The organism is Haloarcula sp. R1-2 (genome assembly GCF_011627385.1).
Taxonomy (GTDB): Archaea; Halobacteriota; Halobacteria; order Halobacteriales; family Haloarculaceae; genus Haloarcula; species Haloarcula marismortui.
On the sequence record NZ_JAANTG010000004.1, the window covers coordinates 117,904 to 142,174 of the forward strand.

31 protein-coding genes and 1 tRNA gene are annotated in these 24,271 nt (G+C 62.0%); 16 read left to right on the plus strand and 16 right to left on the minus strand.

Annotated features, from left to right (window positions below; all coding sequences use genetic code 11):
• Positions 1-12: 12 nt before the first annotated feature.
• Positions 13-534, minus strand: coding sequence for a cytochrome c maturation protein CcmE (locus G9C82_RS16695; protein WP_004956961.1), 522 nt, complete (start codon positions 532-534; stop codon positions 13-15).
• 270 nt (positions 535-804) lie between these two features.
• On the opposite strand from G9C82_RS16695, the gene G9C82_RS16700 reads away from it, so the two are divergent.
• The gene (locus G9C82_RS16700) at positions 805-1,386 is read left to right on the plus strand and encodes a halocyanin domain-containing protein (RefSeq protein WP_127014712.1); all 582 of its coding nucleotides are present in this window, start codon (positions 805-807) and stop codon (positions 1,384-1,386) included.
• Between the two features lie 268 nt (positions 1,387-1,654).
• On the opposite strand, the gene G9C82_RS16705 is transcribed toward G9C82_RS16700, so the two are convergent.
• Entirely contained in the window at positions 1,655-2,806 is a 1,152-nt protein-coding gene (locus G9C82_RS16705) for a multicopper oxidase domain-containing protein (protein ID WP_004956964.1), read from the minus strand.
• A 211-nt stretch (positions 2,807-3,017) separates the two neighbouring features.
• On the opposite strand from G9C82_RS16705, the gene G9C82_RS16710 reads away from it, so the two are divergent.
• The 3 genes from G9C82_RS16710 to G9C82_RS16720 all read left to right on the plus strand — a co-directional run bounded on the left by G9C82_RS16710 (position 3,018) and on the right by G9C82_RS16720 (position 4,147).
• Entirely contained in the window at positions 3,018-3,395 is a 378-nt protein-coding gene (locus tag G9C82_RS16710) for a helix-turn-helix domain-containing protein (RefSeq protein WP_004516178.1), read from the plus strand.
• Between the two features lie 2 nt (positions 3,396-3,397).
• A complete protein-coding gene (locus G9C82_RS16715; RefSeq protein WP_004956966.1) occupies positions 3,398-3,697 on the plus strand; it encodes a hypothetical protein in 300 nt (99 codons plus the stop codon).
• Between the two features lie 153 nt (positions 3,698-3,850).
• A complete protein-coding gene (locus tag G9C82_RS16720) occupies positions 3,851-4,147 on the plus strand; it encodes a hypothetical protein (protein ID WP_011223590.1) in 297 nt (98 codons plus the stop codon).
• A 1-nt stretch (position 4,148) separates the two neighbouring features.
• Here the strand turns inward: G9C82_RS16720 and G9C82_RS16725 are convergent, their stop codons facing one another.
• Positions 4,149-5,462 carry a hypothetical protein gene (locus G9C82_RS16725; RefSeq protein ID WP_011223591.1) on the minus strand — a complete coding sequence of 438 codons (1,314 nt, stop codon included), beginning with the start codon at positions 5,460-5,462 and terminating at the stop codon, positions 4,149-4,151.
• Positions 5,463-5,551: 89 nt separating this feature from the next.
• On the opposite strand from G9C82_RS16725, the gene G9C82_RS16730 reads away from it, so the two are divergent.
• On the plus strand, positions 5,552-5,836 hold the full coding sequence (locus G9C82_RS16730) for a DUF2249 domain-containing protein (RefSeq protein WP_164734779.1): 285 nt from the start codon (positions 5,552-5,554) through the stop codon (positions 5,834-5,836).
• Entirely contained in the window at positions 5,833-6,105 is a 273-nt protein-coding gene (locus G9C82_RS16735; protein ID WP_004956974.1) for a glutamyl-tRNA reductase, read from the plus strand. Before G9C82_RS16730 ends, G9C82_RS16735 begins: the two co-directional genes overlap by 4 nt.
• Before the next feature lie 79 nt (positions 6,106-6,184).
• On the opposite strand, the gene G9C82_RS16740 is transcribed toward G9C82_RS16735, so the two are convergent.
• On the minus strand, positions 6,185-6,502 hold the full coding sequence (locus tag G9C82_RS16740) for a cupin domain-containing protein (RefSeq protein WP_127014714.1): 318 nt from the start codon (positions 6,500-6,502) through the stop codon (positions 6,185-6,187).
• Positions 6,499-6,732 carry a DUF2249 domain-containing protein gene (locus G9C82_RS16745; RefSeq protein ID WP_004956978.1) on the minus strand — a complete coding sequence of 78 codons (234 nt, stop codon included), beginning with the start codon at positions 6,730-6,732 and terminating at the stop codon, positions 6,499-6,501. Before G9C82_RS16745 ends, G9C82_RS16740 begins: the two co-directional genes overlap by 4 nt.
• 89 nt (positions 6,733-6,821) lie before the next feature.
• On the opposite strand from G9C82_RS16745, the gene G9C82_RS16750 reads away from it, so the two are divergent.
• Positions 6,822-7,358 carry a hypothetical protein gene (locus tag G9C82_RS16750; protein WP_007187764.1) on the plus strand — a complete coding sequence of 179 codons (537 nt, stop codon included), beginning with the start codon at positions 6,822-6,824 and terminating at the stop codon, positions 7,356-7,358.
• Positions 7,359-7,669: 311 nt separating this feature from the next.
• Complete coding sequence (locus G9C82_RS16755) at positions 7,670-8,002, plus strand: hypothetical protein (protein ID WP_127014715.1); 333 nt, start codon at positions 7,670-7,672, stop codon at positions 8,000-8,002.
• Between the two features lie 65 nt (positions 8,003-8,067).
• Here the strand turns inward: G9C82_RS16755 and G9C82_RS16760 are convergent, their stop codons facing one another.
• A complete protein-coding gene (locus tag G9C82_RS16760) occupies positions 8,068-8,433 on the minus strand; it encodes a hypothetical protein (protein WP_127014716.1) in 366 nt (121 codons plus the stop codon).
• 329 nt (positions 8,434-8,762) lie between these two features.
• On the opposite strand from G9C82_RS16760, the gene purL reads away from it, so the two are divergent.
• Entirely contained in the window at positions 8,763-10,925 is a 2,163-nt protein-coding gene (gene purL / locus G9C82_RS16765; RefSeq protein WP_127014717.1) for a phosphoribosylformylglycinamidine synthase subunit PurL, read from the plus strand.
• An 85-nt stretch (positions 10,926-11,010) separates the two neighbouring features.
• Here purL and G9C82_RS16770 read toward each other — a convergent pair whose 3' ends face one another.
• The 3 genes from G9C82_RS16770 to G9C82_RS16780 all read right to left on the minus strand — a co-directional run bounded on the left by G9C82_RS16770 (position 11,011) and on the right by G9C82_RS16780 (position 13,728).
• Positions 11,011-12,228, minus strand: coding sequence for a HAMP domain-containing sensor histidine kinase (locus G9C82_RS16770; RefSeq protein WP_127014718.1), 1,218 nt, complete (start codon positions 12,226-12,228; stop codon positions 11,011-11,013).
• A gap of 3 nt (positions 12,229-12,231) precedes the next feature.
• Positions 12,232-13,443, minus strand: coding sequence for an FIST signal transduction protein (locus G9C82_RS16775; RefSeq protein ID WP_127014719.1), 1,212 nt, complete (start codon positions 13,441-13,443; stop codon positions 12,232-12,234).
• Positions 13,444-13,536: 93 nt separating this feature from the next.
• Positions 13,537-13,728 carry a hypothetical protein gene (locus G9C82_RS16780; RefSeq protein WP_049919044.1) on the minus strand — a complete coding sequence of 64 codons (192 nt, stop codon included), beginning with the start codon at positions 13,726-13,728 and terminating at the stop codon, positions 13,537-13,539.
• Between the two features lie 116 nt (positions 13,729-13,844).
• Here G9C82_RS16780 and hisF point away from each other — a divergent pair, with 116 nt between their 5' ends.
• Positions 13,845-14,660, plus strand: a complete 816-nt coding sequence (hisF, locus tag G9C82_RS16785; protein WP_004956996.1) for an imidazole glycerol phosphate synthase subunit HisF — start codon at positions 13,845-13,847, stop codon at positions 14,658-14,660.
• A gap of 292 nt (positions 14,661-14,952) precedes the next feature.
• Positions 14,953-15,801 (plus strand): hypothetical protein, encoded by an 849-nt coding sequence (locus G9C82_RS16790; protein ID WP_049919026.1) that lies wholly within the window; start codon positions 14,953-14,955, stop codon positions 15,799-15,801.
• A 2-nt stretch (positions 15,802-15,803) separates the two neighbouring features.
• Here the strand turns inward: G9C82_RS16790 and G9C82_RS16795 are convergent, their stop codons facing one another.
• The 3 genes from G9C82_RS16795 to G9C82_RS16805 all read right to left on the minus strand — a co-directional run bounded on the left by G9C82_RS16795 (position 15,804) and on the right by G9C82_RS16805 (position 17,826).
• The gene (locus G9C82_RS16795; RefSeq protein WP_004957000.1) at positions 15,804-16,088 is read right to left on the minus strand and encodes a DNA-directed RNA polymerase subunit L; all 285 of its coding nucleotides are present in this window, start codon (positions 16,086-16,088) and stop codon (positions 15,804-15,806) included.
• 83 nt (positions 16,089-16,171) lie between these two features.
• Positions 16,172-16,483 (minus strand): C2H2-type zinc finger protein, encoded by a 312-nt coding sequence (locus G9C82_RS16800; protein ID WP_127014720.1) that lies wholly within the window; start codon positions 16,481-16,483, stop codon positions 16,172-16,174.
• Complete coding sequence (locus G9C82_RS16805) at positions 16,480-17,826, minus strand: hypothetical protein (RefSeq protein ID WP_004957004.1); 1,347 nt, start codon at positions 17,824-17,826, stop codon at positions 16,480-16,482. The genes G9C82_RS16800 and G9C82_RS16805 overlap by 4 nt, the downstream gene beginning before the upstream one ends.
• 165 nt (positions 17,827-17,991) lie before the next feature.
• On the opposite strand from G9C82_RS16805, the gene G9C82_RS16810 reads away from it, so the two are divergent.
• From G9C82_RS16810 to G9C82_RS16825, 4 genes are all read left to right on the plus strand, one after another.
• On the plus strand, positions 17,992-18,855 hold the full coding sequence (locus tag G9C82_RS16810; RefSeq protein WP_127014721.1) for a cytochrome c oxidase subunit 3: 864 nt from the start codon (positions 17,992-17,994) through the stop codon (positions 18,853-18,855).
• A gap of 42 nt (positions 18,856-18,897) precedes the next feature.
• Positions 18,898-19,140 (plus strand): hypothetical protein, encoded by a 243-nt coding sequence (locus G9C82_RS16815; RefSeq protein ID WP_004957007.1) that lies wholly within the window; start codon positions 18,898-18,900, stop codon positions 19,138-19,140.
• A gap of 54 nt (positions 19,141-19,194) precedes the next feature.
• The gene (locus tag G9C82_RS16820) at positions 19,195-19,830 is read left to right on the plus strand and encodes a PGF-CTERM sorting domain-containing protein (RefSeq protein WP_127014722.1); all 636 of its coding nucleotides are present in this window, start codon (positions 19,195-19,197) and stop codon (positions 19,828-19,830) included.
• A 158-nt stretch (positions 19,831-19,988) separates the two neighbouring features.
• Positions 19,989-21,029, plus strand: coding sequence for an NAD(P)-dependent alcohol dehydrogenase (locus G9C82_RS16825; protein WP_127014723.1), 1,041 nt, complete (start codon positions 19,989-19,991; stop codon positions 21,027-21,029).
• Between the two features lie 71 nt (positions 21,030-21,100).
• Here the strand turns inward: G9C82_RS16825 and G9C82_RS16830 are convergent, their stop codons facing one another.
• From G9C82_RS16830 to G9C82_RS16845, 4 genes are all read right to left on the minus strand, one after another.
• Positions 21,101-21,406: a hypothetical protein gene (locus G9C82_RS16830; protein WP_127014724.1), complete on the minus strand. Its 306-nt coding sequence runs from the start codon at positions 21,404-21,406 to the stop codon at positions 21,101-21,103.
• A gap of 366 nt (positions 21,407-21,772) precedes the next feature.
• Positions 21,773-21,846 (minus strand) — tRNA-Thr (locus G9C82_RS16835).
• Positions 21,847-21,924: 78 nt separating this feature from the next.
• Positions 21,925-22,338 (minus strand): universal stress protein, encoded by a 414-nt coding sequence (locus G9C82_RS16840; RefSeq protein WP_004957014.1) that lies wholly within the window; start codon positions 22,336-22,338, stop codon positions 21,925-21,927.
• A gap of 86 nt (positions 22,339-22,424) precedes the next feature.
• The gene (locus G9C82_RS16845) at positions 22,425-23,405 is read right to left on the minus strand and encodes a class I SAM-dependent methyltransferase family protein (RefSeq protein ID WP_127014725.1); all 981 of its coding nucleotides are present in this window, start codon (positions 23,403-23,405) and stop codon (positions 22,425-22,427) included.
• Between the two features lie 75 nt (positions 23,406-23,480).
• Between G9C82_RS16845 and dph5 the strand changes: the two genes are divergently transcribed.
• Positions 23,481-24,260 carry a diphthine synthase gene (gene dph5, locus G9C82_RS16850; RefSeq protein WP_127014726.1) on the plus strand — a complete coding sequence of 260 codons (780 nt, stop codon included), beginning with the start codon at positions 23,481-23,483 and terminating at the stop codon, positions 24,258-24,260.
• The last annotated feature ends 11 nt before the right edge of the window (positions 24,261-24,271 follow it).

The window sequence follows — 24,271 nt, forward strand, 5'->3', positions numbered from 1 at the left end:
ATAACGTGGTTATTATACCGGCCGTGCCGCGACTACTTGCTCGCTGTTTGTCCCGTTATCGCTTGACACGTTGCCGTATGCCGTCACGTTCTCGTGGCCCGTGACGTTCGCGTGGGTACCGTTCATCGACTCGTATTTCGTGGCGTCGTACTCCGTTGAGTTGTTATGACCTGCTGGGTGTTCACCTTCGTGTGCGCGAATGGACAGCGACTCAGCCTCGACTACGCTTCCGTTGTAGTACCCCTTCGCAACGACTGTCCGCCCGACGGACATCGTTTCCGGCATCGGGCCGTCATAGACGACAGGAACCGATTCGTTCTCGTCAGTGACATTGAAAGACAGTTGATCGTTTGTCTGTTCGATATCGATGACGATCCCTTCGAGGTTTACTCTGTCTCCGTTGTATTCGTTGGTGTCCGTTATCTTCGTTGGCGTCGTAAACTCGGCAGCACCACCCATCGTGGTGACGGCCATCGCCCCGAACAGTACCGGAATTAACACACCGCCGACGAGTAGTCGTGTCTTCGTTTGCATAGATGATCGTGCGATAGTGTGGCGTCACGGTCAGACCGTTCGGTCACAGCGCAGTTCGTGTACTCGTGTGAGTCCATGATGGCTACAGGAGTTTGTAACTACCGAACGCGTACGCACCCTTGTTCATGAGTAGGCATACGAACGGTTTCAGTAGCCCAGCCCGTTCCCAGCTCCTGGGAACACACGCGGCTATTATCGCCCCGAACATATTCACTTCCTCATGACCAACATGGTCGCGTGACGCGTCGGGCGGAACGCAATTCGATACCTATGACTGAGACAGACGATCTTGACAGACGTCGGTTCATCGCGAGCATCGGCACAGTGGTTGCAGGAGCATCTATCGCTGGGTGTGCCGCACCTGGGACAACCTCAAGTGGGGGCGAGCAGTCGCCAAGCGCCGAAACCGAAGCGGACGCTGGCGAGGCAACAGCGGCGCCCACGGAGACGGCGACGGCTGCGGAGGCGACCGCTACTGCATCCGGGAGCGGGGACGTCCCATCGTCAGTGTCATCGTATCTCAGCGACACGAGTAACTTCGACGGCAGTGTGACCGACGCGACCGATCAAGACTCCGTCACGGTGGATGTCGGCGCATCGGGGAACAACGGGAACTTCGCGTACGCCCCGGCCGCAATCGAGGTTTCGACCGGGACAACGGTGCAATGGGAGTGGACCGGCAAGGGGGCCGCACACAACGTCGTAGCGGAAGACGAGACGTTCAATTCCGGGTCCTCAGCTAGTGGAACAGGCGTCAAGTTCGAATACACCTTCGAGGAAACCGGCGTGTACAACTACTACTGTACGCCCCACAAGGCACTCGGGATGAAAGGCAGCGTCATCGTCCGGTAACGCCATATCGGCTGTCGGGCTGAACTACAGACCTGTTCGACTTTTTTCGAACGTAGCATCCCACCGACGGAGCGATGGTGCCCGTGTCTTGCGAACATTCGCTCCCAACTCAGGACAGGAGCCACATTCCGATGATTTCCGGCGCGGCCGGAACACAAACGCTCACTCAGCCACACTACACCGGACCAGTATGACCTAGTTCCACCTGTGGGGCTGGGATGTCTGATAAAAGCCGCTTCGACGCGAATCGACACGCGGGGTCGCCGTCTTACGCTTCGTAGCCGGCGTAGTCCATCAGCTGTTTGAAGATGTCGGTGTCCATCGCCTCCTTGTAGACGACACCAGTGATCATCCCACCGGGGTACGCGGTCCCGTTCATCGCGTGACTGACCTTGTGACAGTGTGCGAGGTAGATGCCGGGATCAGCGTCGGCTTCGAACTCAATCGTGTGCCGACCGGCGGGCGGGATGCTGGTGATATCCTGGTCGTGGCGGGCGGCTTCCGGAATCTTCCCGCCGTCCTTGTGGGTCACCTGGAAGCGGTGGTTGTGGATGTGCATCGGGTGATCCATGTACCCGTTGTTGCACATGTGGATGCGCACCGTATCACCTTGCTCGACGATGATCGGCGAGCCATCTTCCGGGTGGAGCGTCCGGGGTGCCGACTTGCCGTTGACCGTGAACGTGTCAGGGCGGCGGTTGCGAACGTCGTAGTTGGCGTCCATGCCGGCCATCTGCTGGTTCAGCCGGGAGTCCCACTCCTTCAGCGTCATGAAGTACTCCTTGTCGGCCGGCTCGTACCCCTTCGGGTCGACGCGGAAGATACCGTACATCCCCATGTCAATATGGCGATGGGTCTGGTAGTGGCAGTGGTAGAGATGGGTGCCCGTCACGTTCGCGGGGATCGTGTAGGTGTGTTTCTCGCCGGGGTCGATGCGGATGCCCGTGGTCGTCGGGACGCCGTCGTCTTCCCACTGCTTCTGGACGGCGTGGAAGTGGACCGTATGCGGGCGCATACCGTCCGTGTTGTCGAACGTGACCTCCATGTCCTCGCCCTCCGTCGTCCGGAGAATCGGACCGGGGACGCTCGGTTCGCCGTCGTCGGCCTTGAACGCCCACACCTTTGGCAGTTCGACCGGGCCGCCCATCGATTTGCCGGGATGGGCCTCGTGTTTGGCGGGAACGGAGGACAGCGTCACTTCGCCACCCTGCTCGTCAACGTTGACGATCTCCGGGGGAGACGTGGTCGGGAGGTCCCCCTCGGACTGTGCTGGGGTCGTACTGGCGTCGACTGACTCTTCGGTTGGAACCTCACCCGGCGCGGTACAGCCCGCAAGCGCCACCGTGCCACCGAGGCCGGAGGCTTTCACGAAGTCACGACGGGAGATGCCCGATCCGGGTGCGCCGATCTGGTCTTCCATAAGCAACTGGGGCTAAGACACCACAGTATAAACCCCCAAAGCCAGTTCTCAGGCCGGCAGAACCGTTCTCAGTTACTGGGAACCGGGGCACGGTTACAGATAAGTCCCCCATATATTACGTGCTGTGTGGCGGAAACGTCGGCTGTATCGGGCGGTAAGCGCTCCGAAGTCGGTTATATTAAACGTCTTGGGCGGGCAGTTTCGGGCAAGGATGGTCCGGGACCCCTTCGCTGACGAGGAGACGCCGGAGTTACAGGCGGTCCTCGACGCACTCGACGATGAGGACTGTCGCGCCATTGTCAGCGTACTGGAGGAACCGTTGACGGCGAGCGAGATATCCGACCGGAGCGGCGTACCGCTATCGACGACCTACCGAAAGCTCGAATTACTGACGGAATCCTCGTTGCTGTACGAGGGCGTTGAGGTCCGGTCGGACGGCCAACACGCCAGCCGATACGCGATTGATTTCGAGGAGGTCGTCATCAGTCTCGACGAGGAACTGTCGCTCACCGTCGACATCTCACACCGCGCTCGGACGCCGGACCAACGACTCGAAAACCTCTGGTCTGAGGTGCGAAAGGAGACATAACCATGGTACACATCCCAAGTTCACAGGTCGGCATCGTCGTCTCGAAGACACTGATCCTCATTCTTGGCGGACTGATAACGTACTACTCGTATCAGGCGTACAGCCGGACGAAAAGCCCCCAGCACAAGTGGCTCACATACGGGTTCGGGGTGGTGACCCTCGGTGCGTTTGCCGGCGGCGTTCTCGATATCGTTGTCGGCAGGTTTCTCGGGCAGGAACTGCTTCCCGTGAGCGTCTTCACGTCGAGTTCGCTGACGGCCATCGGCCTGGGCATCATCCTGTACTCGCTGTACGTTCGGTAGCGAGTCCGTAGCGCACCCGCGCGGCAGTCTTTTGATCTCTTACGTCTCGATTTTTTCGAGCGGGCAACGTCCGTGTCGCGTCGTGACAGTGGTATTCTCACCGACTGGAAACGCTACGGACGGTATATTTAGCAGGACGTGTCAATCAGAGTCATGCTTGGAGCGAACGCAGTGTTGTTAATCGGAATGAAAACAGTCACGCTGTTCTGTGGCGTGATACTGACAACGTTGACTTACCGCGCGTACCGCCGTACTCAGGCACCGGCGATGCGAGCGCTCTGTCTCGGAATCGGGTTCGTCACACTGGGCGCAATACTCGGCGGCAGCCTGCACCAGCTTGTCGGGCTGCCGGTGGCACAGAGCGTCACTGTTGAGGAACTGTTTACCGCTGCTGGGTTCTTTATTCTGACCTACTCGCTGTATACGGACCAGCCGACCACGCCAACTTGAGTCACGAGTCCTCGGCAGGCGTGTGTTCACGACCGGTCAGCAGTGTTGGCAGCGATTGTGGGCTATGCGCAACGAGGACAGCGACGAGGTTGCCCGCGAACAGCAGCGTCCCGAAAAACGCGAAAATCCCGGCGACCAGCGCCGTGCCGTCCGGTGTCGCAAACCACTGATTGCTCGCGAGGAGGGCGTACGCAATAGTCACTGCAACACCATCTACCGCCGCGATGCGGTGGTCGTACAGGTCATCGACCATCGGAACGTCCTCGAAGCCGAGGCGGTCGCTGTACCGGTGGACCCAGATGATGAACGGGACGACGTGATACAGCGTCCCGAAGACGACAAAGCCGATGCCGCCGACGAGTAGCGCTGTCGACGGCTGACCGAGCAGCCCGGTGTACGCGAGCGGGTCGTTCCACCACGCGACCACCGTCAGCCCTGCCCAGAGAAACAGCGACAGCGCCGCGACGCTATAGCGGGTCAGCATCGGCGACCACTCGACACGCGCACCGACGAGTTGTCGCGCCAGAAGCACCGCCACCGCGCCGAGACCAGCAGCGACGAGAACCGCGCCGAGCCGGGCCAGAACGGGAGAGCCGACCAGGCGACCACCGGCCAACGCAAGAACGCCGAGCGGATAGACGGCCGTTTCAGCCCGCTGGACCGCCGCGTCGATTCTGCCGGTGTCTGCCTGCGTGAACATCGGAGCGAGCTGTGCCAGTGCGCCCGCGACAGTCGTCAGGACCGCGCCGAACACGGCGAGTGTTCCATGGGCAAGCAAGAGGCCCTGTCGGCCGATTCCCAGCAGCGGGAGGACGCCGACGGCGTGGTCCATTGCCAGCACGAACCCGGCGGCCGTCACGAGGGCGAAAAATACCAGCGCCCAGCCGAAATGAATCGCCGTGACATCGGGCGCTGCAGCGAGTAGCGTCCGACCGATGTTGTAACAGAGAGTCCAGACCCCAACCAGCGCGAACGCTCCGGCGACCGGTAAGATGGCGGGGGTTGCTGTCAGGAACGCAGCCGCCAGCCCCGCGAACCCGACCGCAGCGAGCGGTAACTGCACAGCAGCAAGGCGGCGGGAATGGAGTTCGATTCCGCACCAGACCGGGACAAACTGTGTCAGCGCACCCATAATCGTGAGACAGACCCACCCCGCAAGCAGGAGGTGGACCTGCGCGAGGTGGCCGGCCCGCCCCTCGACGACGCCAACGGAGACACCAGCGACCAGAAACGCCAGTGCGACGACGAAATGACGCAGCGGGACCGTCATTGGCGGTGCGGCGTCTGCGTCCACGTCAGCAGGTATTCCGCTCATTGTTGTCTACTACGACCCTGTCCTTGCTGGCAATGTGGCCGAATATGTTCGGGAAAACAGTCGGCCCGGTCACAGCCAAACGGGAACACATGACGGCGAACCACCAGCCAACAGCGCAAACCGCAGCCCTGATTTCGGAAACGGATGCGCCCGATGACGCGCCGATGGAACGGCTTGATGTGCAGTCGCTCGGGCCACCGAAGCCACTCAAGCAGACACTAGAGCGGCTTGCGGAGTTGAACGATGACACCATCCTCGTCCAGTTCAACGACCGCGCCCCGCAGCATCTCTACCCGAAACTCAAGGACAGAGGCTACGACTTCGAAAGTGTTGAGACCGACGACTCGACAGTGACAATCATCTGGCGCAGATGAGTCGGAACACAGAGCCACCTGTCGACGTCGACGAAGCGATCGCTCGGATCGACAGCCGAGGAGCGAAGATTCAGCGGGAGCAACTCGAACGGACGCTGTCACAGCTACAGACTGATGGCGAACTAACGGCTGACCAGCGGCTCGTCGTTGAGGAACTGAGCGAACGACTCGTCGAGCGACTGCTCGCTGTCCCTCGAGCGAGTCTACGGGACGCGGCGAGGAGTTCGGACGACGAACGGATCGAAACAGCGCTCTCACTGTTCGAGTGATACTGGGCTGTACGCCCGTGAATAAGATTGGTCCCCCGGGGGCGCACATAGCTGTACGAAGGTACAGCCGGTAGTGAGCCTATTCCGACGACGCTGCGAGCACTAGCAGTGCCTCGCTGTCCGCCGTTGCAGCGGGAGAGATGTCTTGGTCACCGTCAAACCGAACGATGTCTCCGGGCGAGAGTGACAGCGTCTCGTCGCCAAGCGTCAGGTCCACGGCACCCGAACGGAGGAGGAACACGATGTCCCGACCGGGATGCGTGTGAGGCGGAATCGACTCGCCTGCATCGAGCGTCAACTGGATGGTTTTTGGCTCCCCGTCGAACAGTCTGGTCCGACCGTCCGAATCGCCGTCGAGCGTTGCTCGCTCCGTTTCTGCGGCGGTCGATTCGCTCATTGCTTTGGGAGGTCGGCGATATACTTCTGTGGGCCGTCCTGCTCGCATTGGTAGTTCGCCGCGTCGAACGCCTCGACTTCGGCTTGCAGCTCGTAGAACAGCGGCTTTGGCTCGTGGTCGTTGATAATCCGAAGCGTCTCCCCGGCGGACAGCGCCTCAAACGAGTCGTGTATCTTGGCGTGTCGTTCCGCCGGCGGCGTTTCCCGCAGGTCGAGTGTGGTTGCTGGCATCACCTGCGTGTTTACTGGGAGCCGTGGAGGGGGTTCCCCCGAACACGTTCGGGAGTAAGGCCTGATGTCTACCGCGTGTTCTGCTCAATATGAGCCTTCTCTCCGGCCTCCGTGGCGGCTCAGATGTCGGGTTCGATAGCTACGGGACGTTCGTTCCCGAACGTAACCCGGACCCCGGTCCGTTCCTGTCTGAGACCGCAGTACTGACCGGCGACGACCACGCCACTTTCCACCGCCTCACGATGGATTTGTTCGACGAGCGCGGCGTGTACGACATGACCTTCGGGTACAACCTCGCACGGCTAAACCTCGACCACCGGCACCCAGACGCGGGCTTCCGCTACGGCCGTGAAACGGACGACAGCAGTGTACTCAGAGCGGAGTTCACGCCGACGACCGAGTTCTGCCCCCAGAGCGACACGCTGACTGTCGGCGCGTTCCGCGCCTGGAACGGGCTGTCGGACCGCCACGAGTACGACCGTGTCCGTGTCCGCGTGAGTCCGAACCATCACCAGAGCGCGAGCATCAATGATAAACTCCAGCAACTCGAGACGCGGTACCGGCAAACCGGCGAACTGCAGACGGACGGTGGAGATGAAGCGTCCGACGACAGCGTGCCGTTCTGACAGCGGACAGTCATCGCAGTAGCGCTTTCCGTGTACTCACATCGAGACAATCTCTGGGTAGATGGTCGGCCCGGGACTCACACTGCCGCAATACTGTGGGAGTAAACCGCCTGTCTTGACGGCTGAAGACATGGAAACCATTATACGGTTTGCTGGGCGACATGTCGTATACTGAGTCAACTGGGTGGGACATCGGTGGCTTGGTGGGACAGTGGAGGCCTCCTCCACGACAAAAGCAACAAACTATCAGAAAACGATGAGACCGGGTTACTTCCAGCGTGGTGTCGCGGCGGGCCGGAGGCAGAGCTGAGATGAGTAGCGGTATCTTCCGAGATGCGGACGGGACCTACAACAAGCGGCTTCTTGGACTGGTTCTGCTCCTTCTACTCGCCGTCATCGGTGCTGGCGTCGGGACCCTTGGTCTCACCGACAGCAGCGACCCGGCCCCCGACCAGCCCACCACCGAGATGACGCCCAGCCCGACAGAATCGACACCAACAGAGACACCGGACGGAACTGACTCCACACCGACCGAAAGCGGCGGCAGTGGCTCGCCACCGCCGAGTTCGCTCCTCACCGAAACCCCGGCATCGGCCCCCAACCAGTCGGCCGGGAACACTACCAGCAACACGACGGCTGAATAGTCTGGCAACGACTGAGACTTCTTGCTTGCGCCTCCGCTCCGAAGCACCACGCCCGTGAGGGCCTTTCAGGAGAACAGGAGCGTGAGATTGAACCCGGTCACGGCGAGCCCCAGCACCGTCAGGAGAGCCGGCGGCCCGTAGTAGAGCAGCGGGTCCTCCTCCAGCACGCCGCCCCAGATGCTCAGGCCGAGACAGCAGTAGATAACGAGGAGTTTGAGTCCGAGGAAGCCGCCGCCGCCGAACGACTGGATCGCCCACCGAATCGCTGGATTCGCCTCGGTGAACGTCGGGACGAAGTAGACGATGGCGATAGTGGTGACCACGTCGCCGACGCCGTAGGTCGCCAGCGCCACCGCCCACACACTGGAGAAGGACCGGCTGGAGAAAGAACTCCCCTCCAGTGTCAGCCAGTCACTATCGCCAGCACCCATACTGCATTCGGGTATGGCTAGCGGCCATATATACTGCGAGGGCCAGTTATCTGATTTGAAAAGGAGAGAGATATGGGCTCTCCAGAGATTTTGAGGTAATTGTACGCGGGATAGCTATTCTAAAGACCAATATTGTCCCTCCTGAAAGTCCATAGCCGATGCCGGTGCCCACTCGTATTCAGCTGTGAGTCTCAGCTATGGGCGGTGTGTCGGGTTGTTGAACAGGCGCTCGCCTCGACAGGTGCGAGTTGTGTGCTGCCGGACGTTCGCGTCCTGCCAGCGCGGGTGCATGGAAAGGGACTTATCTTGTGGGCGGCCACGAGGAGGTAATGAGCCTGTCCGACGCGGACCACGAACTCGTGGTCGAGGAGATCGGTCGGGAGCCGACACGGGCGGAGGCCGCTCTCTTCGAGAACCTCTGGAGCGAACACTGCGCGTATCGCTCCTCTCGCCCCCTGCTGTCGGCGTTCGACTCCGAAGGCGATCAGGTCGTCATCGGCCCCGGCGACGACGCAGCCGTCGTCTCCCTGCCGTCCCACGGCGACGGCGAGGAGATGTACATCACGATGGGCGTCGAGTCCCACAATCATCCGTCCTACGTCGACCCGTTCGACGGGGCAGCGACCGGCGTGGGCGGTATCGTCCGCGACACACTGTCGATGGGGGCCTACCCCATCGCGCTGGCCGACTGTCTGTACTTCGGCGACTTTGACCGGGAGCACTCCCGCTATCTCTTCGAGGGCGTCGTCGAGGGTATCTCCCACTACGGGAACTGCATCGGCGTTCCAACTGTCACCGGGAGCGTCGCCTTCCACGACGACTACGAGGGGAACCCGCTCGTGAACGTGTCCTGTATCGGCCTGCTGGAGCCCGAGCGGACCATCACTGCCGAAGCCCAGAAGCCGGGCAACAAGCTCGTTCTCGTCGGCAACGCGACGGGGCGAGACGGGCTCGGCGGGGCGTCCTTCGCCAGCGAGGACCTCGCGGAGGACGCTGAAACGGAGGACCGACCGGCCGTGCAGGTCGGCGACCCGTACGCGGAGAAGCTACTCGTCGAGTGCAACGAGGCGCTGCTGGACGAGGAACTCGTCGAGTCGGCCCGCGACCTTGGGGCCGCTGGCCTCGGCGGCGCGTCGTCCGAACTGGTCGCCAAGGGCGGCCTCGGTGCACGTATCGAACTCGACCGCGTCCACGAGCGCGAGCCCAACATGAACGCCATGGAGTACCTGCTCGCCGAGAGTCAGGAACGGATGGTGTACGAGGTCGCGCCCGAGGACGTCGACCGCGTGGCCGAACTCGCCGAGCGGTTCGACCTCGGCTGTTCGGTCATCGGCGAACTCACCGAGCCGGGCACGAACTACGTCTGCACGTTCGAGGACGAGACGGTCGTCGACGTGGACGCGGAGTTCCTCGGTGAGGGCGCGCCGATGAACGACCTGCCCAGCGACGCGCCGCCGAGACAGGAACGAGACCTGCCAACGGTCGCGCTGGAGGAAGCCTTCGAGGAGATCGTCAGCAGCCCGAACTGCGCCTCGAAGCGGTGGGTGTACCGCCAGTACGACCACGAGGTGCAGGTCCGCACGAGCGTCCTGCCCGGCGACGACGCCGCACTGCTCGCCATCCGTGAGGCCGGGACCGGACTGGCGTTCTCTGCTGGCGCGGACCCCAACTGGACCGACGCCGCGCCGTACGAAGGTGCACGCGCCGTCGCGCTGGAAAACGCCACGAACGTCGCCGCGAAGGGCGCGACACCCCATGCGGCTGTGGACTGTCTGAACGGCGGCAACCCCGAGAAGCCTGACGTGTACGGCGGCTTCAAAGGCATTGTCGACGGCCTGGCGGACATGTGCAGCGACCTTGACGTGCCGGTGGTCGGGGGGAACGTCTCCTTGTACAACGATTCCCAGGACGGACCGATTCCCCCCACACCGACGCTCGCGCTGGTCGGCGTCAAGGAGGGCTACGATGCCCCGCCGCTGTCGCTGTCCGGCGAGGGAACGCTCGTCGTCGTCGGGGACACCGCACTGGAGGGCAAAACCGACCCGCGTCTGGGCGGCTCCGAGTACACCGCGCAGTTCGGCGGCACCGACCGCTTCCCCGCCCTCCCGGCGGACTCGACGGACGTTGTCGAGACGATTGCCGAGGTCGCCGACGCCGACCACGTACTGGCGAGCCACGACGTGAGCCACGGCGGCCTCGCGGTAACGCTGGCCGAGATGGTCCACGAGGACGCCGGTGCGTCGGTCAGAATCGGGACCACCGAGCACGGCACCCCGGCTCGACTCCTGTTCAACGAGCGGCCCGGCCGGGTCGTGTTCGAGACGACCGACCCGGCGGCGGTCCGGGAGGCCTTCGACGGCGTCGCCCCAGTGACGGAACTGGGCGAGGCGAACGACTCGAACGGACTCGATATTACGGTCAACGACGAGACGCTGGCGTACAACGCTGCGGACATCGCTGACCTGCGGTCGGTCATCGACGACGAACTATAGTAACAATTGGAACGATTTACACACCGATCGCAGTGCCGTCCTGCGATTGGGTGTGTAATGACTTGCAATGGCTACTATAGCCTGATTACCAGCGGATATCGAACCGCGCACCGCCCATTTCGCTCTCAGAGACTGCGACCGACCAGCCGTGCGCTTCAGCGATGCTCTGAACGATTGACAGGCCGAACCCTGTCCCATCCGAGTTCGTTGAGTAGCCGTGTTCGAACACCAGCTCACGGTCGTCTGGTGGAATGCCAGGGCCGTCGTCCGCGATAGAGAACCCGTTCTGCTCGTGTGCCTCGGGCGCGGAAACGACAACGGTGCCTTCCGCGCCGGCGTGCTCGATGGCGTTCCGGTAGAGATTCTCGAATAGCTGCTGGAGGCGCTCTGAGTCCGCCTCGATGACCGCTTCAGTTTCGACCGTGAGCGTTGCGTCCTCAGTTTCGACCTGTTGCCATGCGTCAGCTGCGACGGTTTCGATGGGGACGCTTGCGGTTTCTCCGACGACGCGCCCCTGCCGAGCGAGCGTCAGGGTGTCATCGAGGATCCGCGTCATCCGCTCATGTGCCGCAGCGACCTCCTGTAGCCCCTCCTGAACAGCCGCATCCTCGGTGTCATTGAGCAGGAGGTGGGTGCGGCCGGATGCGACGTTCAACGGGTTCCGAAGGTCGTGGCTGACGATACTGACAAACTCGTCGAGGCGCTCGTTCTGGTGTTTCAGCTGTTGTTCGCGGCGCTTTCGTTCAGTGATATCGGTGTATATCCCGTACCCTTCCAGCTGACTGCTGTCATGCGTGACAATAGTGCTCCGGAACAGGTAGGTCCGGACCTCCCCTGATGCAGTCATCCGTCTGACCTCTTGCTCTGACTGGCCGGTCTGTTCCCACCAGTCTGCCCTGATAACCTCGGCGTCGGCTCCGGGCGGCGCGAGGAGTGCTCGAAGCTCCGTTCCGACTGCATCCGTCCGGTCGTAGCCGAACGAGTCCGCGAACGCTTCGTTGATCGACTTGACGTACGGTTCTCGTTGTTTAAACTCGACGACAACAGCCGGGTTAGGGATATTCCCAAGGAGCGCGTCAAACCGTTCTTGTGCCGCCAGTTGTACGCGGAGCTCACTCGCGACGAGCGCGATATATCCCTCGTTGTCGTGTTGAATTATATCACAGATGTCCTGTGCATCCGTGCCGTCTATCTCCGTTTCGCCACCAATACCGAGGTCAGCCATTGCGTCGTCAACGATAGCCGACGCCTTTTCGATACCAACCGTTTCTGCGAACTTTGAAACGAGCCCTGTTCGATTCATCTGTTACTCCGGCAGTGCAAAGAGCACTGTTGTCGTGTTGTGAAAGCCGCTGAGTTGCCCAGCTTGCATGCACAGCTCCCCGTACGTCTCGAATCCAGCGACTGGGGCCGACAGGGTCGATGTGATCCCATCGACAGCCGATGAAAACGCGTCCTCGAAAAGAATCTGACGGCACGCACAGTCGTAGACGAACGCGCCAGCGATATTCCCGTCACACAGTGAAACAGCGTCTGCAGCAGCCTGCTCAGCGGACGCGATCTGGTCCGCTCTGTTGCCATGCATTATACGGAGGACAGTCCCCTCCGGAATATCAACGGCGAACTGCAGTGCGCCAGTCTCTTCAATCGCAGTCCGAGGCCAGCGTATCTTGTAGGTCTCGCCCTGGTCGATACCGAACAGGTATGCGACCATGAGCTTCCTGAGCTCCGCTGAACCGACTGGGACATCATCGACCGCTATTCCTGTTCTCTCCGCAACGTGGTCTCGAACAGCGTCTTTCCACACTTCGAACGCTGGTTCACCGTTGAGTTCGTGAACCACATTTCCGGAGACATCGGTTACCTCCCACGGCTCTGAGATGGGGGTGTGCCCGTGGTTGACGGTAATGACCGGACGCTTTTTCCCGGAGATGAGCACGAGAACGACTGCGTCCTCAACAACCGACGCATCGCAAAACACTGGCGTCGATTCCATTCGGAGACCGTCAGACGCCGCCCCACCTGCAAATTCGACATAGGGGCCAAGCCGTCGCTGGACCGACAGCGACAACTGTTCACCGACGCCTGCGAGCCCGTCGTGGAGGACAAGCGCTGACTGGTATGGTTCCTCGATGTTTTCCGGAAGCGACCGGACGGCGTCTCTGACAGCCCCGCGGGTGTTCTCGCTGAGACCGGTGGCGAGGGCCGTATCGAACCGGAACGAGTCACTGGTAACGAGTGTGACTGCCACGCCGGCGTCCATCGCTCGCTCTTCGGTGAACGTACCGCCGGCCGTACAGCCGACAACGGCTGTCTCATCGTCGACAAGGGCAGTTACGCCCGCCAGAACGGCTTCAGCATCGAACCCAGTGCTGGAAAACACCTGACAAAAGTCCACCCGATCAGCATCCAGTCGGTCACGAGCAGTGCTGGTCGCCTCTCGGCCAGCGCGCCGACCAGTGGTCGCCACTGACGTTCCTGTTGCGACCACCGTACTCGCGTCCGACTGGGACGGCATAGTACAACAGTTGTTGGCGTGGAAACCTATATACTCTCCCCAGAAGTATCAGATCTGATATTCATGCTGGCCGCCGTGGTCATGCCAATTCGATCAGGCAAGCGCCAGCGCGATGCCGAAGGTAAGCACCAGTCCGACCAGCAGTACGCCGAGCCCCGTGCCGACTTGAGACATCGTGAACGAGCTCTGTGGGGCCGTCGACCGAAGCGGCGGTTCTCGCGCGGGCAGTTCGACGTGTTCGGGGTCGTAATCCGGCCGGTCCTCCTCGTGGTGGTCGTCTGCCATGGTCGGTGCTTCTGGGGCGCCATACGTGTAGCTGTCGGATTCCCACTGCATATCGGCCAGACACTTGCACCAGTCGAAACGGTCAAACGGCGTTGCGTCGAACTCACAGGTATCGAATGACGCTTACGAAACGGATCATCCCCTGTATCGACGTGGACGTGGACGAGAACGGGGACGCGGCGGTGTACACAGGAGTCAACTTCGAGGATCTGGAGTACACCGGCGACCCGGTGGAGATGGCAAAGGCCTACAACGAGTCCGGCGCCGACGAGTTCGTCTTTCTGGACATCACTGCCTCCGCTGAGGGACGCGAAACGATGCTTGATACTGTCTCGGCCGTGGCCGACGAGGTGTTCATCCCGCTGACCGTCGGCGGCGGTATCCGTACCCGTGCCGACATCAAGGAGACGCTCCGGGCTGGCGCAGATAAGGTGTCGATCAACTCCGGCGCTATCGCCGAACCCGACCTCATCAATGAGGGCGCGGCGGCCTTCGGGAGCCAGTGTATCGTCATCTCCGTCGACGCCCGTCGGCGCTTCGACGAGGAGGGCGAGCACTACACCGAGGTCGACGGCGAGTCCTGCTGGTTCGAATGCACGGTCAAGGGCGGCCGCGAAGGGACCGGACTGGATGTCATCGAATGGGCCACCGAGGCCGAAGAGCGCGGCGCGGGCGAACTGTTCGTCAACTCCATCGACGCCGACGGGACCAAGGATGGCTACGACATCCCGCTGATGAAAGCCGTCTGTGACACCGTTTCGACGCCTGTCATCGCCTCCTCAGGCTGTGGTAGTCCGGAAGACATGGAGGAAGTGTTCGTCGACGCAGGCGCGGACGCCGGCCTCGCCGCCTCTATCTTCCACTTCGGCGAGTACTCTATCGCCGAGACCAAGGAGTATCTCGACAGCAAGGGGATTCCGGTCCGACTGTAACGCCGTCTCCGGCTTGGGGTCGCAATAGTAAACACACGTACCTGTCTCTCTGTATGCCGCAGTTTTCCCGACGCCTCAGATAGCATCGGTTTTCTCCGCGCCCCAAGGTTCCATGTCAGTTCTCACTGTTTGCGGGCATATCTTTTTTAGCTACTGGCAGGACCTGTCCACAGGGTGGATTGTATCTGTCGAGCCAACTGACCGACCGACTGCGGGGGACCGTCCCCAGAAAACCGCGGCACTGTGGCCTGGCATCGGGCAGGTTTTATTCGCCCACCACGGAGAATCAACAATGAAATGGCGGTGTGAATGGTGTGGCAAACCCCACGAGGAGAACGACCCGCCGTGTGATAACTGCGGCCACGGTTCTTTTGAGGAGGCCGTGACGCAGGTCAACGAAGAGGTCGTCGAGGGTGGGCCCAGATGGGTCTGTCTGGACTGCGGTCGCCAGCATCAGAAGAACTCTCCGCCGTGCAAACGCTGTGGCGGGAGTAACTTCGAGCGACGAGTGGGGCCACCGGAAGACGACCCGCTCGATGACATACAGACCGGCTGGCTGGACGTACTCGAGACGAAGTATGTGATCGGCTACGCCGCCGTAGCAGTGTTGCTCGGGCTCATCGTACTCGCCGCTGTGGGCGGCATCACGCTGCCGGGCTTTGCCGCTGAAACTCCCGCTGGTCCACCGCCGATTGCGTCCCCTGCTGGAAGCGGCGACACGGTCAACTCGTTCTCGATTGCTGATGTCGAGGACACATACCTTGATGTGTACAATGTCCGGCGGTCGGGCGTCGGCGGCGGGACCGTTTCACGGAACGCGACCATCGACGACGCTGCAGCCTACTACAACAAGGGCCGTGTCGATGCGAGATACGACAACGCAGAGCGGCCCACGCGGGAGGGTGTGTCCCGATTCGACCTCCCCTGTGAGCGCCCAGTCGTGGTCAGCTATGAGGTGGCCTACGACCGAACACCCCAGTCGCTCGACCAGTTCCAGAATGAGACGGCGCTGGCGACCGCACTCGTCGACAGCTACCTCGAGCGGGGCAACAGAATCCAGCGAGCGGACACCGGACTGGTTGGCCTCGACATCCACGTTGGTCCGGACGAACGCGTGTTCGTCACGTACGTACTCTGTTAGAATTACGCGGCGGCTTCGAACGCGTCCGTGAAGTTGTCTGCTTTTTCGATGACGGCGTCGGTTCCGTCTTCGAGGGCCTCCAGCGCGTCGACGCCCTCCTCGGTCTTGATGGTCAGGACCGGGTCCGTTTGGCCACCGGACTGTTCCGGGTTCACGTCGTAGGTCGCCGCCGTGACGCCCTCTGTCTCCAGTAGCGCTCCCTTGATCACGTTCATGAACGTGTGGTCCTCACCGGCGATTTCGATAGAGAGTTCCGTGTCGGATTTGTCGATAACGCGAAGGTCCATACCCACTGTTTGGTCACCTGCGACCCATCAACGCTTCGCTTCCCGTCCGTAGTCGTCAGAGATGCCTCGAAAACGAGTGAAGTTCACACGAGCGCGTACACCATCAGGAAACCAAAGTAGATGAGCACGAGTGCGCCCAGTGCCTGGAGTCGGAACGTCGAAAGCGACTCTTCCTCCTCGTCGTGGGCTACCCGGAAGGCCTCGACCTCTTCGTCGTCGAGTTCGTTGGGATGGGCCAGGCCGCAGTGGAGCGCGAGCCAGGACTCGCGGGCGAACGGCCGGCCGCAGTACGAACAGCTGTAGGCCGTGGCGTCGGCCGGGACATCGTAGGCTGCTTCGTCGTCAGTACTTGTCGCTGCCGTATCGGCCGCTGGTTGGGTTGCTGTGTCAGTCATAGATGTGGGAGTGCCACCTCCGGCTGGGAGACGACCCAGAGGCTCGTCATCGTGTAGAACACCATGACCGCGATGAAGGGATACTGCGACCGAATCGCCTGCAGTCGCGCGGGAAAGAGGTCGTATGCGGCGGCGTGGGCCACCCAGATAGCGACCAAGTGACCGACGATGACCGACGCGAGCGCAACCGCGCCGAACCACGCCGGCAGGTCGATGGTCGGCACTACTGCCGGGTCCGCAAACGGCGACGTGAGCGCGACGGCCAGCGATGGGGCGAGCACGAGGAAGTACCCGAGGTAGTGCGCGAAGTGGTAGCCAACGGCGATAGCGACGAGCGGCGGCGCGAACCGCTGTGCGAGAACCGCTGGGGCCAGATACGTATCCGACATATCGCGGGAAAGCCGGACCGCGAGCCGATACACGCCGAGGAAGCCGGCGAAGCCGAGCCCGAGCGCGACTGGATACAGGAGGTGCGGCGGGACGCCGGCGTCGACGATCGGCGTCGTCAGGTCGCGCCAGGCCGGCGTCGTGACCAACCCGTCGTAGGTCGTGACCCACAACAGGGCGACCACGAAGGCGACTTCGTCCGGGCCGTCGACCAGCCGCGGCGTCGAGAGGTCCATGCCGGGAAGCCGAAGTCGAAGGCCGTCCTCGTCGCGGCCGATAGGCGCAAAGCGACCGTAGTAGCGGAACACCCGCTCCACCGGGTCAGCGTGGGCGAACCAGTCGTCGGGTCCGAACACGAGTGCGCCCGCAATTGTCAGCACGGTGTATCCGGCGACAACCGACGCAAGCAGTCGCGGCTGGTCGGCGAGCGGGCTGACGACCTCGACCCATACCAGCACGAGCAACCCACCGACGGCAGGCCACGACCCGACGCGGGCCGGGTAACTGCGGTTGAGCGACGGGAGGAGTTTGGCGAGCGTCTTGAACGGGTTGAGCGTCGCCCAGCTGTTGCCCACGAGGTACGTCGTCATCGCGAGCCCGGCCCACCAGCCGACCCAGACGAGCAGTATTGCGAGATTCGTCCGGGCGTTCGTCGGTCCGAAAAAGCCCACGACGAACACCGCGGCGAGTCCGCCGAGCCCAACGAGTTGCCCAGCGAGCCGTAGGATGCCTTCGAAACCACCCGATAGCGGACGGCCCCAGTTGTGGATGCGCTCCACGAACGTCCGGTCGGTGACGAACGACGCCAGCAAGAACGACGCGCCGACGGCCGCACCACCGGTACTCAGGAAGAGCCACGTCGGTATCGTCAGCGACTCGCGGCCGCCGCCGGCGAGACTGCCGCCGTGTGCGCTTGCCGTCCCCGTCGCGGCCAGCCAGCCCAGTCCGCACACCACCAGCGCGACCGTACGACGCCTCCCAGATGTCATCGTCGGCAGTTGGGCCTTCGCCCTCGTGTAGCTTCCGGGATGTGGGCGAGCCACTCCTCGCCTGGGCTGGAGACGGAACGCACCGCAGGGAATTGGATGGGCTTTTAGTATTCCGTTCGCAAGGGCCCTAGTATGAGTGTCTCCGATGAACACGCGGACGACGGGCACGGGGAGCATCACCTCCCGGCGACGGAGGACTGGCCCCACGGGTTCGGTGAGGCCAGCTGGTGGCCCTTTGTGACGGCAATCGGTGGTTCGGGCATCTACGTCAGCGCGGCCCTGCTCGTGCTCTCGATTGGCGAAAACGCACTTGTCAGCCAGACGGTCGGGGCGGGAGCGATGGCCGGGAGTGTCGGCCTCTTCCTCGTCGGCATCTACGGCTGGCTGTACCACGCCTTCGTCTCGGACTTCTGGGAGCGCGGGACGGACTACCACTCGGACAAGACGCTGAAGTTCGCCATGCTCCTGTTCCTTGGGAGCGAAATCGCCACCTTCGGCGCTGGCTTCGTCTACTACTTCATCGTTCGTGGCGGCGAGGTCTGGACACAGGCGGCCGTTCCTGAGGTGTTCGGCTCACTCGTGATCGTCAATACGCTGCTTCTGATCGCCAGTTCGGTGACGCTGCACTACAGTCACATCGCGCTCCGGAGCGGGAACCGGAGCCGGTTCCTGAAGCTGCTGGGCGCGACGCTGCTACTGGGAATCGTCTTCATCGGCGGCCAGGTGTACGAGTACTACGAATTCATCGTTCACAAGGGCTTCAGCATCGGCGGTGGCATCTACGGGTCCGCATTCTACGGGCTGACGGGCCTCCACGGTCTCCACGTCACGATGGGTGCTGTCCTTCTGGGTATCGTCTTTATTCGCGGGTACTACGGTCAGTACTCGGCTGAACGGCACACCTCCGTCTCGACGGCATCGATGTACTGGCACTTCGTCGACATCGTCTGGATCTTCCTCGTCGTCGTGCTCTATATGGGCGCGAACCTGGTGTAGGTCGCCGACGAGTTTTAGACGGCCGCCACTCGTTTCACACGCATGGACCGGCTAGATGTCAGCGGGAGCTTCGACGTACACGAGTACCGACACGGGCTCAAGCTGCTGAAGGACGACCGCGGGACGATGACCCTGTCGAACCGGAAGGGGTTCGCCTGTCCGGCCTGTGGCAACGAGTTCGAGACGCTCTTTATCAGCGAAAAGCGGACGAACACCTTTGGAGACCCCGGGTCGCCCTTCTGTCTGGTTCGGACTGACGACCAGCTACTGGTCCTGACACATTGAGCCGTGTCGACCCCGGTAACAAGGCTTATCCCAGCCCATCCGATTCGGTGAGGTATGCATCGGATTGTCCCTGCGATTGGTCTTGCTGCTCTCGTCGTTCTCTCCGGGTGTGTGACAGCGACGGTTGACTCAACAGTGGCCGCGGACGGCACTGTTTCGGAGTACGACCTGACTCTCGAAATGTCCCCATCTGTGTACGACGGCCTGCAGAGCCAGGCCCAGCAGGAGGGCTATGACTCGGTCGAAGGCTACCTTCTGGCCGACGTGAACACCAGTCGGATGTCGAACTACACGTACGACCAAGAATTGGAGGGTGAGAACGTCACACTCTCGATGACATTCACGGACTGGAACCCCGGCCCGGAGAGCGACGTGTCGGTAAACGCGAGCGAGGGCAACGTCACGTACGAAGACTGGACATTCGTCACTGCGAACGAGGATACTGATGTGGCCTTCGGCAACGGTGTCGCGGTCGAGTATCAGCTGACAATGCCCGCTGACATCTCGTCCTCGAACGCTGATATCGTTCAGAACGAGACCGCTGTCTGGGAATACGCGGCTGACGAACCGGTCGACGAACCGATCCGCGCGACCAGCCCCGCGCCGTCGTCGGCCTTCGGTCCCGGAATGGGGATTCCTGTCGCCGTTGTGGCGCTGCTCGGGGCCGCACTGCTGGCCAGTCGAGACTGAGTAGCTGAGAGCGTCCCACACGCATTGTTTTTCCCTTAGCGTCGACAGACTCTGGCTGGGTGGCTAATACAGTTCTAAATGTTGCAACGAGCGATACCGCTAATATATCCGATATTTTATAATGCGGGTTTATTGTCGTTTCGTCCGGATACAGGACGATGCGCGCAGCCAGACTCCACGAGTACACGCACGATATGTCGGACGGACTCTCGATAGACGACGTAGATGCGCCACAGGTTGCATCCGGAGATGATGTCATCGTCGAAGTCGAGGGGGCCGGCTGGTGCCAGACTGACAACCATATCATCGAGGGAATGTGGGAGCAGTACGTCCCGCAGGACCTCCCGATGACACTGGGCCACGAGAACGCCGGGACAGTCATCGAAACGGGCGACGACGTTGACATCGTCTCTGCGGGCGACCAGGTCATCTGTCACCCGGTCCAGACCTGTGGCACCTGCCGGCCGTGCCGGCAAGGGGAGACGATGTACTGCGAGAACGACGCGTTCAACGGCCTGACGACGGACGGCGGCTTCGCCGACCAGTTACTGACCAGCGACCGGTCAGTCATTCCCCTGCCCGAGGGCGTCGACCCGGCCGACATCGCCCCGCACGCCGACGCCGGCATCACGGCCTACCACGCGGCGAAGAAGGCCGTCGACGGGCTCAACCCGGGCGACACCGCTGTTGTTATCGGCATCGGCGGCCTTGGCCACATCGGCCTCCAGTGTCTCGACGCGATGTGTGCCGCTGACCTCGTCGCTGTCGACATCAAGCAGTCCGCCCGCGACCTCGCCGACGACCTCGGCGCACACTACACCATCGACCCCGAAAGCGAAGACGTCGCCAGCGAGGTCGAAGCCATCAGCGACGGCGTCGGTGCCGCACAGGTGCTTGACTTCGTCGGGGCCGACGAGACGACGGCGCTCGCGCCAGACATCTGTGCCGCCGGCGGCGACCACCACATCATCGGCTACGGCGGGCACATCCACGAACCTGCTCAGGCGCTCGTCAACGGCGAGTTCGCCTATCAGGGTAACATCGTCGGTCAGTACACCGAACTGCAGGAACTGGTTGCGCTCGTCGACCGCGGCGCGGTCGACCTGCACACGACCCAGTACGACCTCGGCGACGTGAACACCGTCGCACAGATGCTGGAAGACCGGGAGATTGACGGCCGAGCAGTCATCACACCCTGAAGCGTCTGTTCGCTTCTTGAACTGCCTGCGTTGCGGTGCCGTATCGCCGAACAGGGCACCCGCCTTTCGGCTTACCGACCGTCCGCGCGGGTCTGCTCCGTTTCGTCTGCCAGATCATGATAGCGTCTGAGAAACGCGTCTCGGCTTACGGTCCCGGCACCGGCCGCTTCGAGCCGGTCTTCCAGACCAGTCCGGCTGAAGTGACAGTACCCTCGGTAGCAGGGCTTGCACAGGTACTCAAAGGACTTGTCGTCGCGGTTCCAGCGGTCGCCGTACTTGTCGTATTCGCGGGCATTCGACCGAGCAACCGTGTCACCGCAGGCGATGCAACAGACCTCTTCATCGGTGTCGCGGTGCCAGGCGTTTCTGAAATCCATTAGGACCACACTCCCTCTGACTGCCCACACATATGTCCATCGTGGCGCTCTCGTGAGCACACCGCAGTACCCGCCGGTAGTCCGTACTGTGTGACCATCGTTTACAACCGGATGTTCTGTCCAGCGCCCTGTTGCCGTATTGCATCACTGACGAGGGTCGTTTTTATATGGCTCGTGCGACATCGCTATGCCAGCGACGCAGGACCGACGGCTGCTGACAGGCTGTCATAGGTATGAAAACTACTTGTCAAGGCGGCACTGGAAAGGGGAAGCCGGTGGAAGATTGTGAACCACGGTCGGAGCAAAGCTCCTCCCTGATTCAAATCCCACAGTAGCTTTCGCTCGTCACGTTAGTTCCTCGCAAAAAGCCGGTGGAGGGATTTGAACCCTCGGCCTAATCCTTACGAAGGATTCGCTCTGCCAGTCTGAGCTACACCGGCGCGTCGCTCGCGTACATCAGTTGTTGGACGCATAACCGCAATAAGGATTGCGAATTGGGGCTACCGAGAGGAACGTTCTCACTCCTCTCGGGACCCGACGACGGTAACCGGGTCGTCCGCCTCAAGCAGGACCTGCTGGGACACGCTCCCGAACACGGCCTTGCCGGTCGGCGACCGCTTTCGCGACCCCATGACGATCTGGTCGGCGTCGAACTCGTCGGCCAGCTCGACGATGCCGTCGGCCGGCGGCTGCTGACCCTCGGCCAGTTGGACATCGACGTTGTGGTCCTTGAGGTAGTCACGCACGAGTCTGACTGTCGAGATCCGCTCGACGTTGCGTATCTCCTCGGGCGCTTCTGCCTCCTCCTTGGTCAATGCGTGTGTGATCACAGCCTCGATCTCGGTCTCAGCAGACGGTAGCTCCGCGACGAAGGCGGCCTGGCCGCGGGCGCGGTCCTCATCGGCGTCGACGGGAACAAGTATTGTGTACATATTTTACCCTCCTAGATACAAGCGTCCGACTTCCTCGTCGTTAAGCAATTCGGTCCCCGTACCGGTGATGATAATAACTGTTCGTTTCAGCGTGTCAGTCGAACGTCGAGGACGATGTTGTGTTCCTTCGGGGCATACGACCGGACAGTGTGGCGCGTTTCGACCGTCACGTCGTAGGCTGGCTCCGCAGCCGCCCGGATCGCTTTCTCGCCGGGTCCGAACAGGTCGTCCTCGTGCTGGATATCGTAATAGTGAACCACACATTCGTCGGCCGCCAGCCGGACAGCGGTCTCCAGAAATTCGTCGGCGCTGTGTGGCAGGTTCATCACGACGCGGTCGGCCCAGTCCTCGTACTCGCCGGCCACCTCGCGTACGTCACCACAGATACCCGTCACGCGGTTGAAGACGCCGTTACGCTCCGCGTTTGCCCGGAGATACTCGATCGCCGTCTCGTTGATGTCGGTCCCAACGCAGGTCGCCCCGCGTTTGGCGAACGGAATCGCGAACGGGCCGACACCGGCAAACATATCGAAGGTCTGCTCGCCTTCGCCGACCTGCTTGGTGACGCGATGGCGTTCCGTCGCCAGGCGCGGCGAAAAGTACACTTCGGCGAGGTCGAGGTCGAACGTACAGCCGTACTCCCGGTGGGTGACTTCTGTTCCTTCACCAGCAAGTATGTCCCAGTCCCGGACCCGCTGTTCGCCTTTGATCTTCGATGCGCGGTTCAACACCGCTCGCACGGGCAGGTCCGAATCCATGATTGCATCGGCGATCATTCGGGCTCGCTCGTCATCATCTTCATCGACAATCGCGACATCACCGATGCGCTCGTAGCTCGGGTCGAAGTTGAGGGCGTCCGCCGGCATCGTCTGGCCCTCGCGGACCGGCGGGTCTGCCTCGACAACGGTGAGGTCCGACGGCACCGCTGTGGGGTCGGTAACAGGAACGTACAGCTGCCCGTCGACAACCGTGATATCATAGCCGTCGTTGACGAGGTTTGCCTCGGCGAGGCGCTGGCGCGTCTCTTCGCCGGCCTCACGGGAAACGCGAACGCAGGGAACGCCCATACTCCCCCTCCCCGACCACGGGCGGTAAGCCTGACGCTTCGCGCCCTTTATCCCCGGCCGCGACCCACTTCAGATATGCTCACATTCGTCGGGCTGGGCCTCTATGATGAGCGCTCGGTCACGGTCGCGGGCCGCGACGCCATCCGGGACGCTGACCGGGTGTTCGCCGAATTTTACACGAGCCGGCTGATCGGTACTGATATCGAAACGCTGGAGGACACACTGGAGACGAGTATCGAACGCAGAGACCGAGCCGGCATCGAGCAGGACCCTGAGCCGATTCTCGAAGCCGCCGAGAGCGAACACGTCGTCTTCTGTACCGCCGGGGATACGATGGTCTCGACGACACACGCTGACCTCCGGCTTCGGGCCGCGGACCGTGGTATCGAAACCCGAATCGTTCACGGGACGACCGCCCAGACTGCTGCCGGCTCGCTGACCGGCCTGCAGAACTACCGCTTCGGGAAGGCTACGACCCTTCCGTTCGAGGACGCACACGGCGGTGACGGCGTTCCGGACAGCGTCGTCGCTACCATCGAGGACAATCGAGACCGGGACCTGCACACGCTGGTCTACCTCGACATCAAAGTCGACGACCCCCACTGGGAGGACAGCGATGACACGTACATGACCGCCAGTCAGGCCGCCACCATGCTGTCGGAGCCATTCCCGGACACACTCGGGGTTGTCGTGGCCAGGGCCGGCAGTCCAGACCCATTAGTGGCCGCTGACACGCTCGATGAACTCGCTACGCAGACGTTCGGCGACCCGCTACATCTGCTCGTCATTCCCGGTTCGCTCCACCCACTTGAGGCGGATACACTGGAGTCAGTTGCTGGAGCAGCGTTAGAATAGCGAGCGTCGGT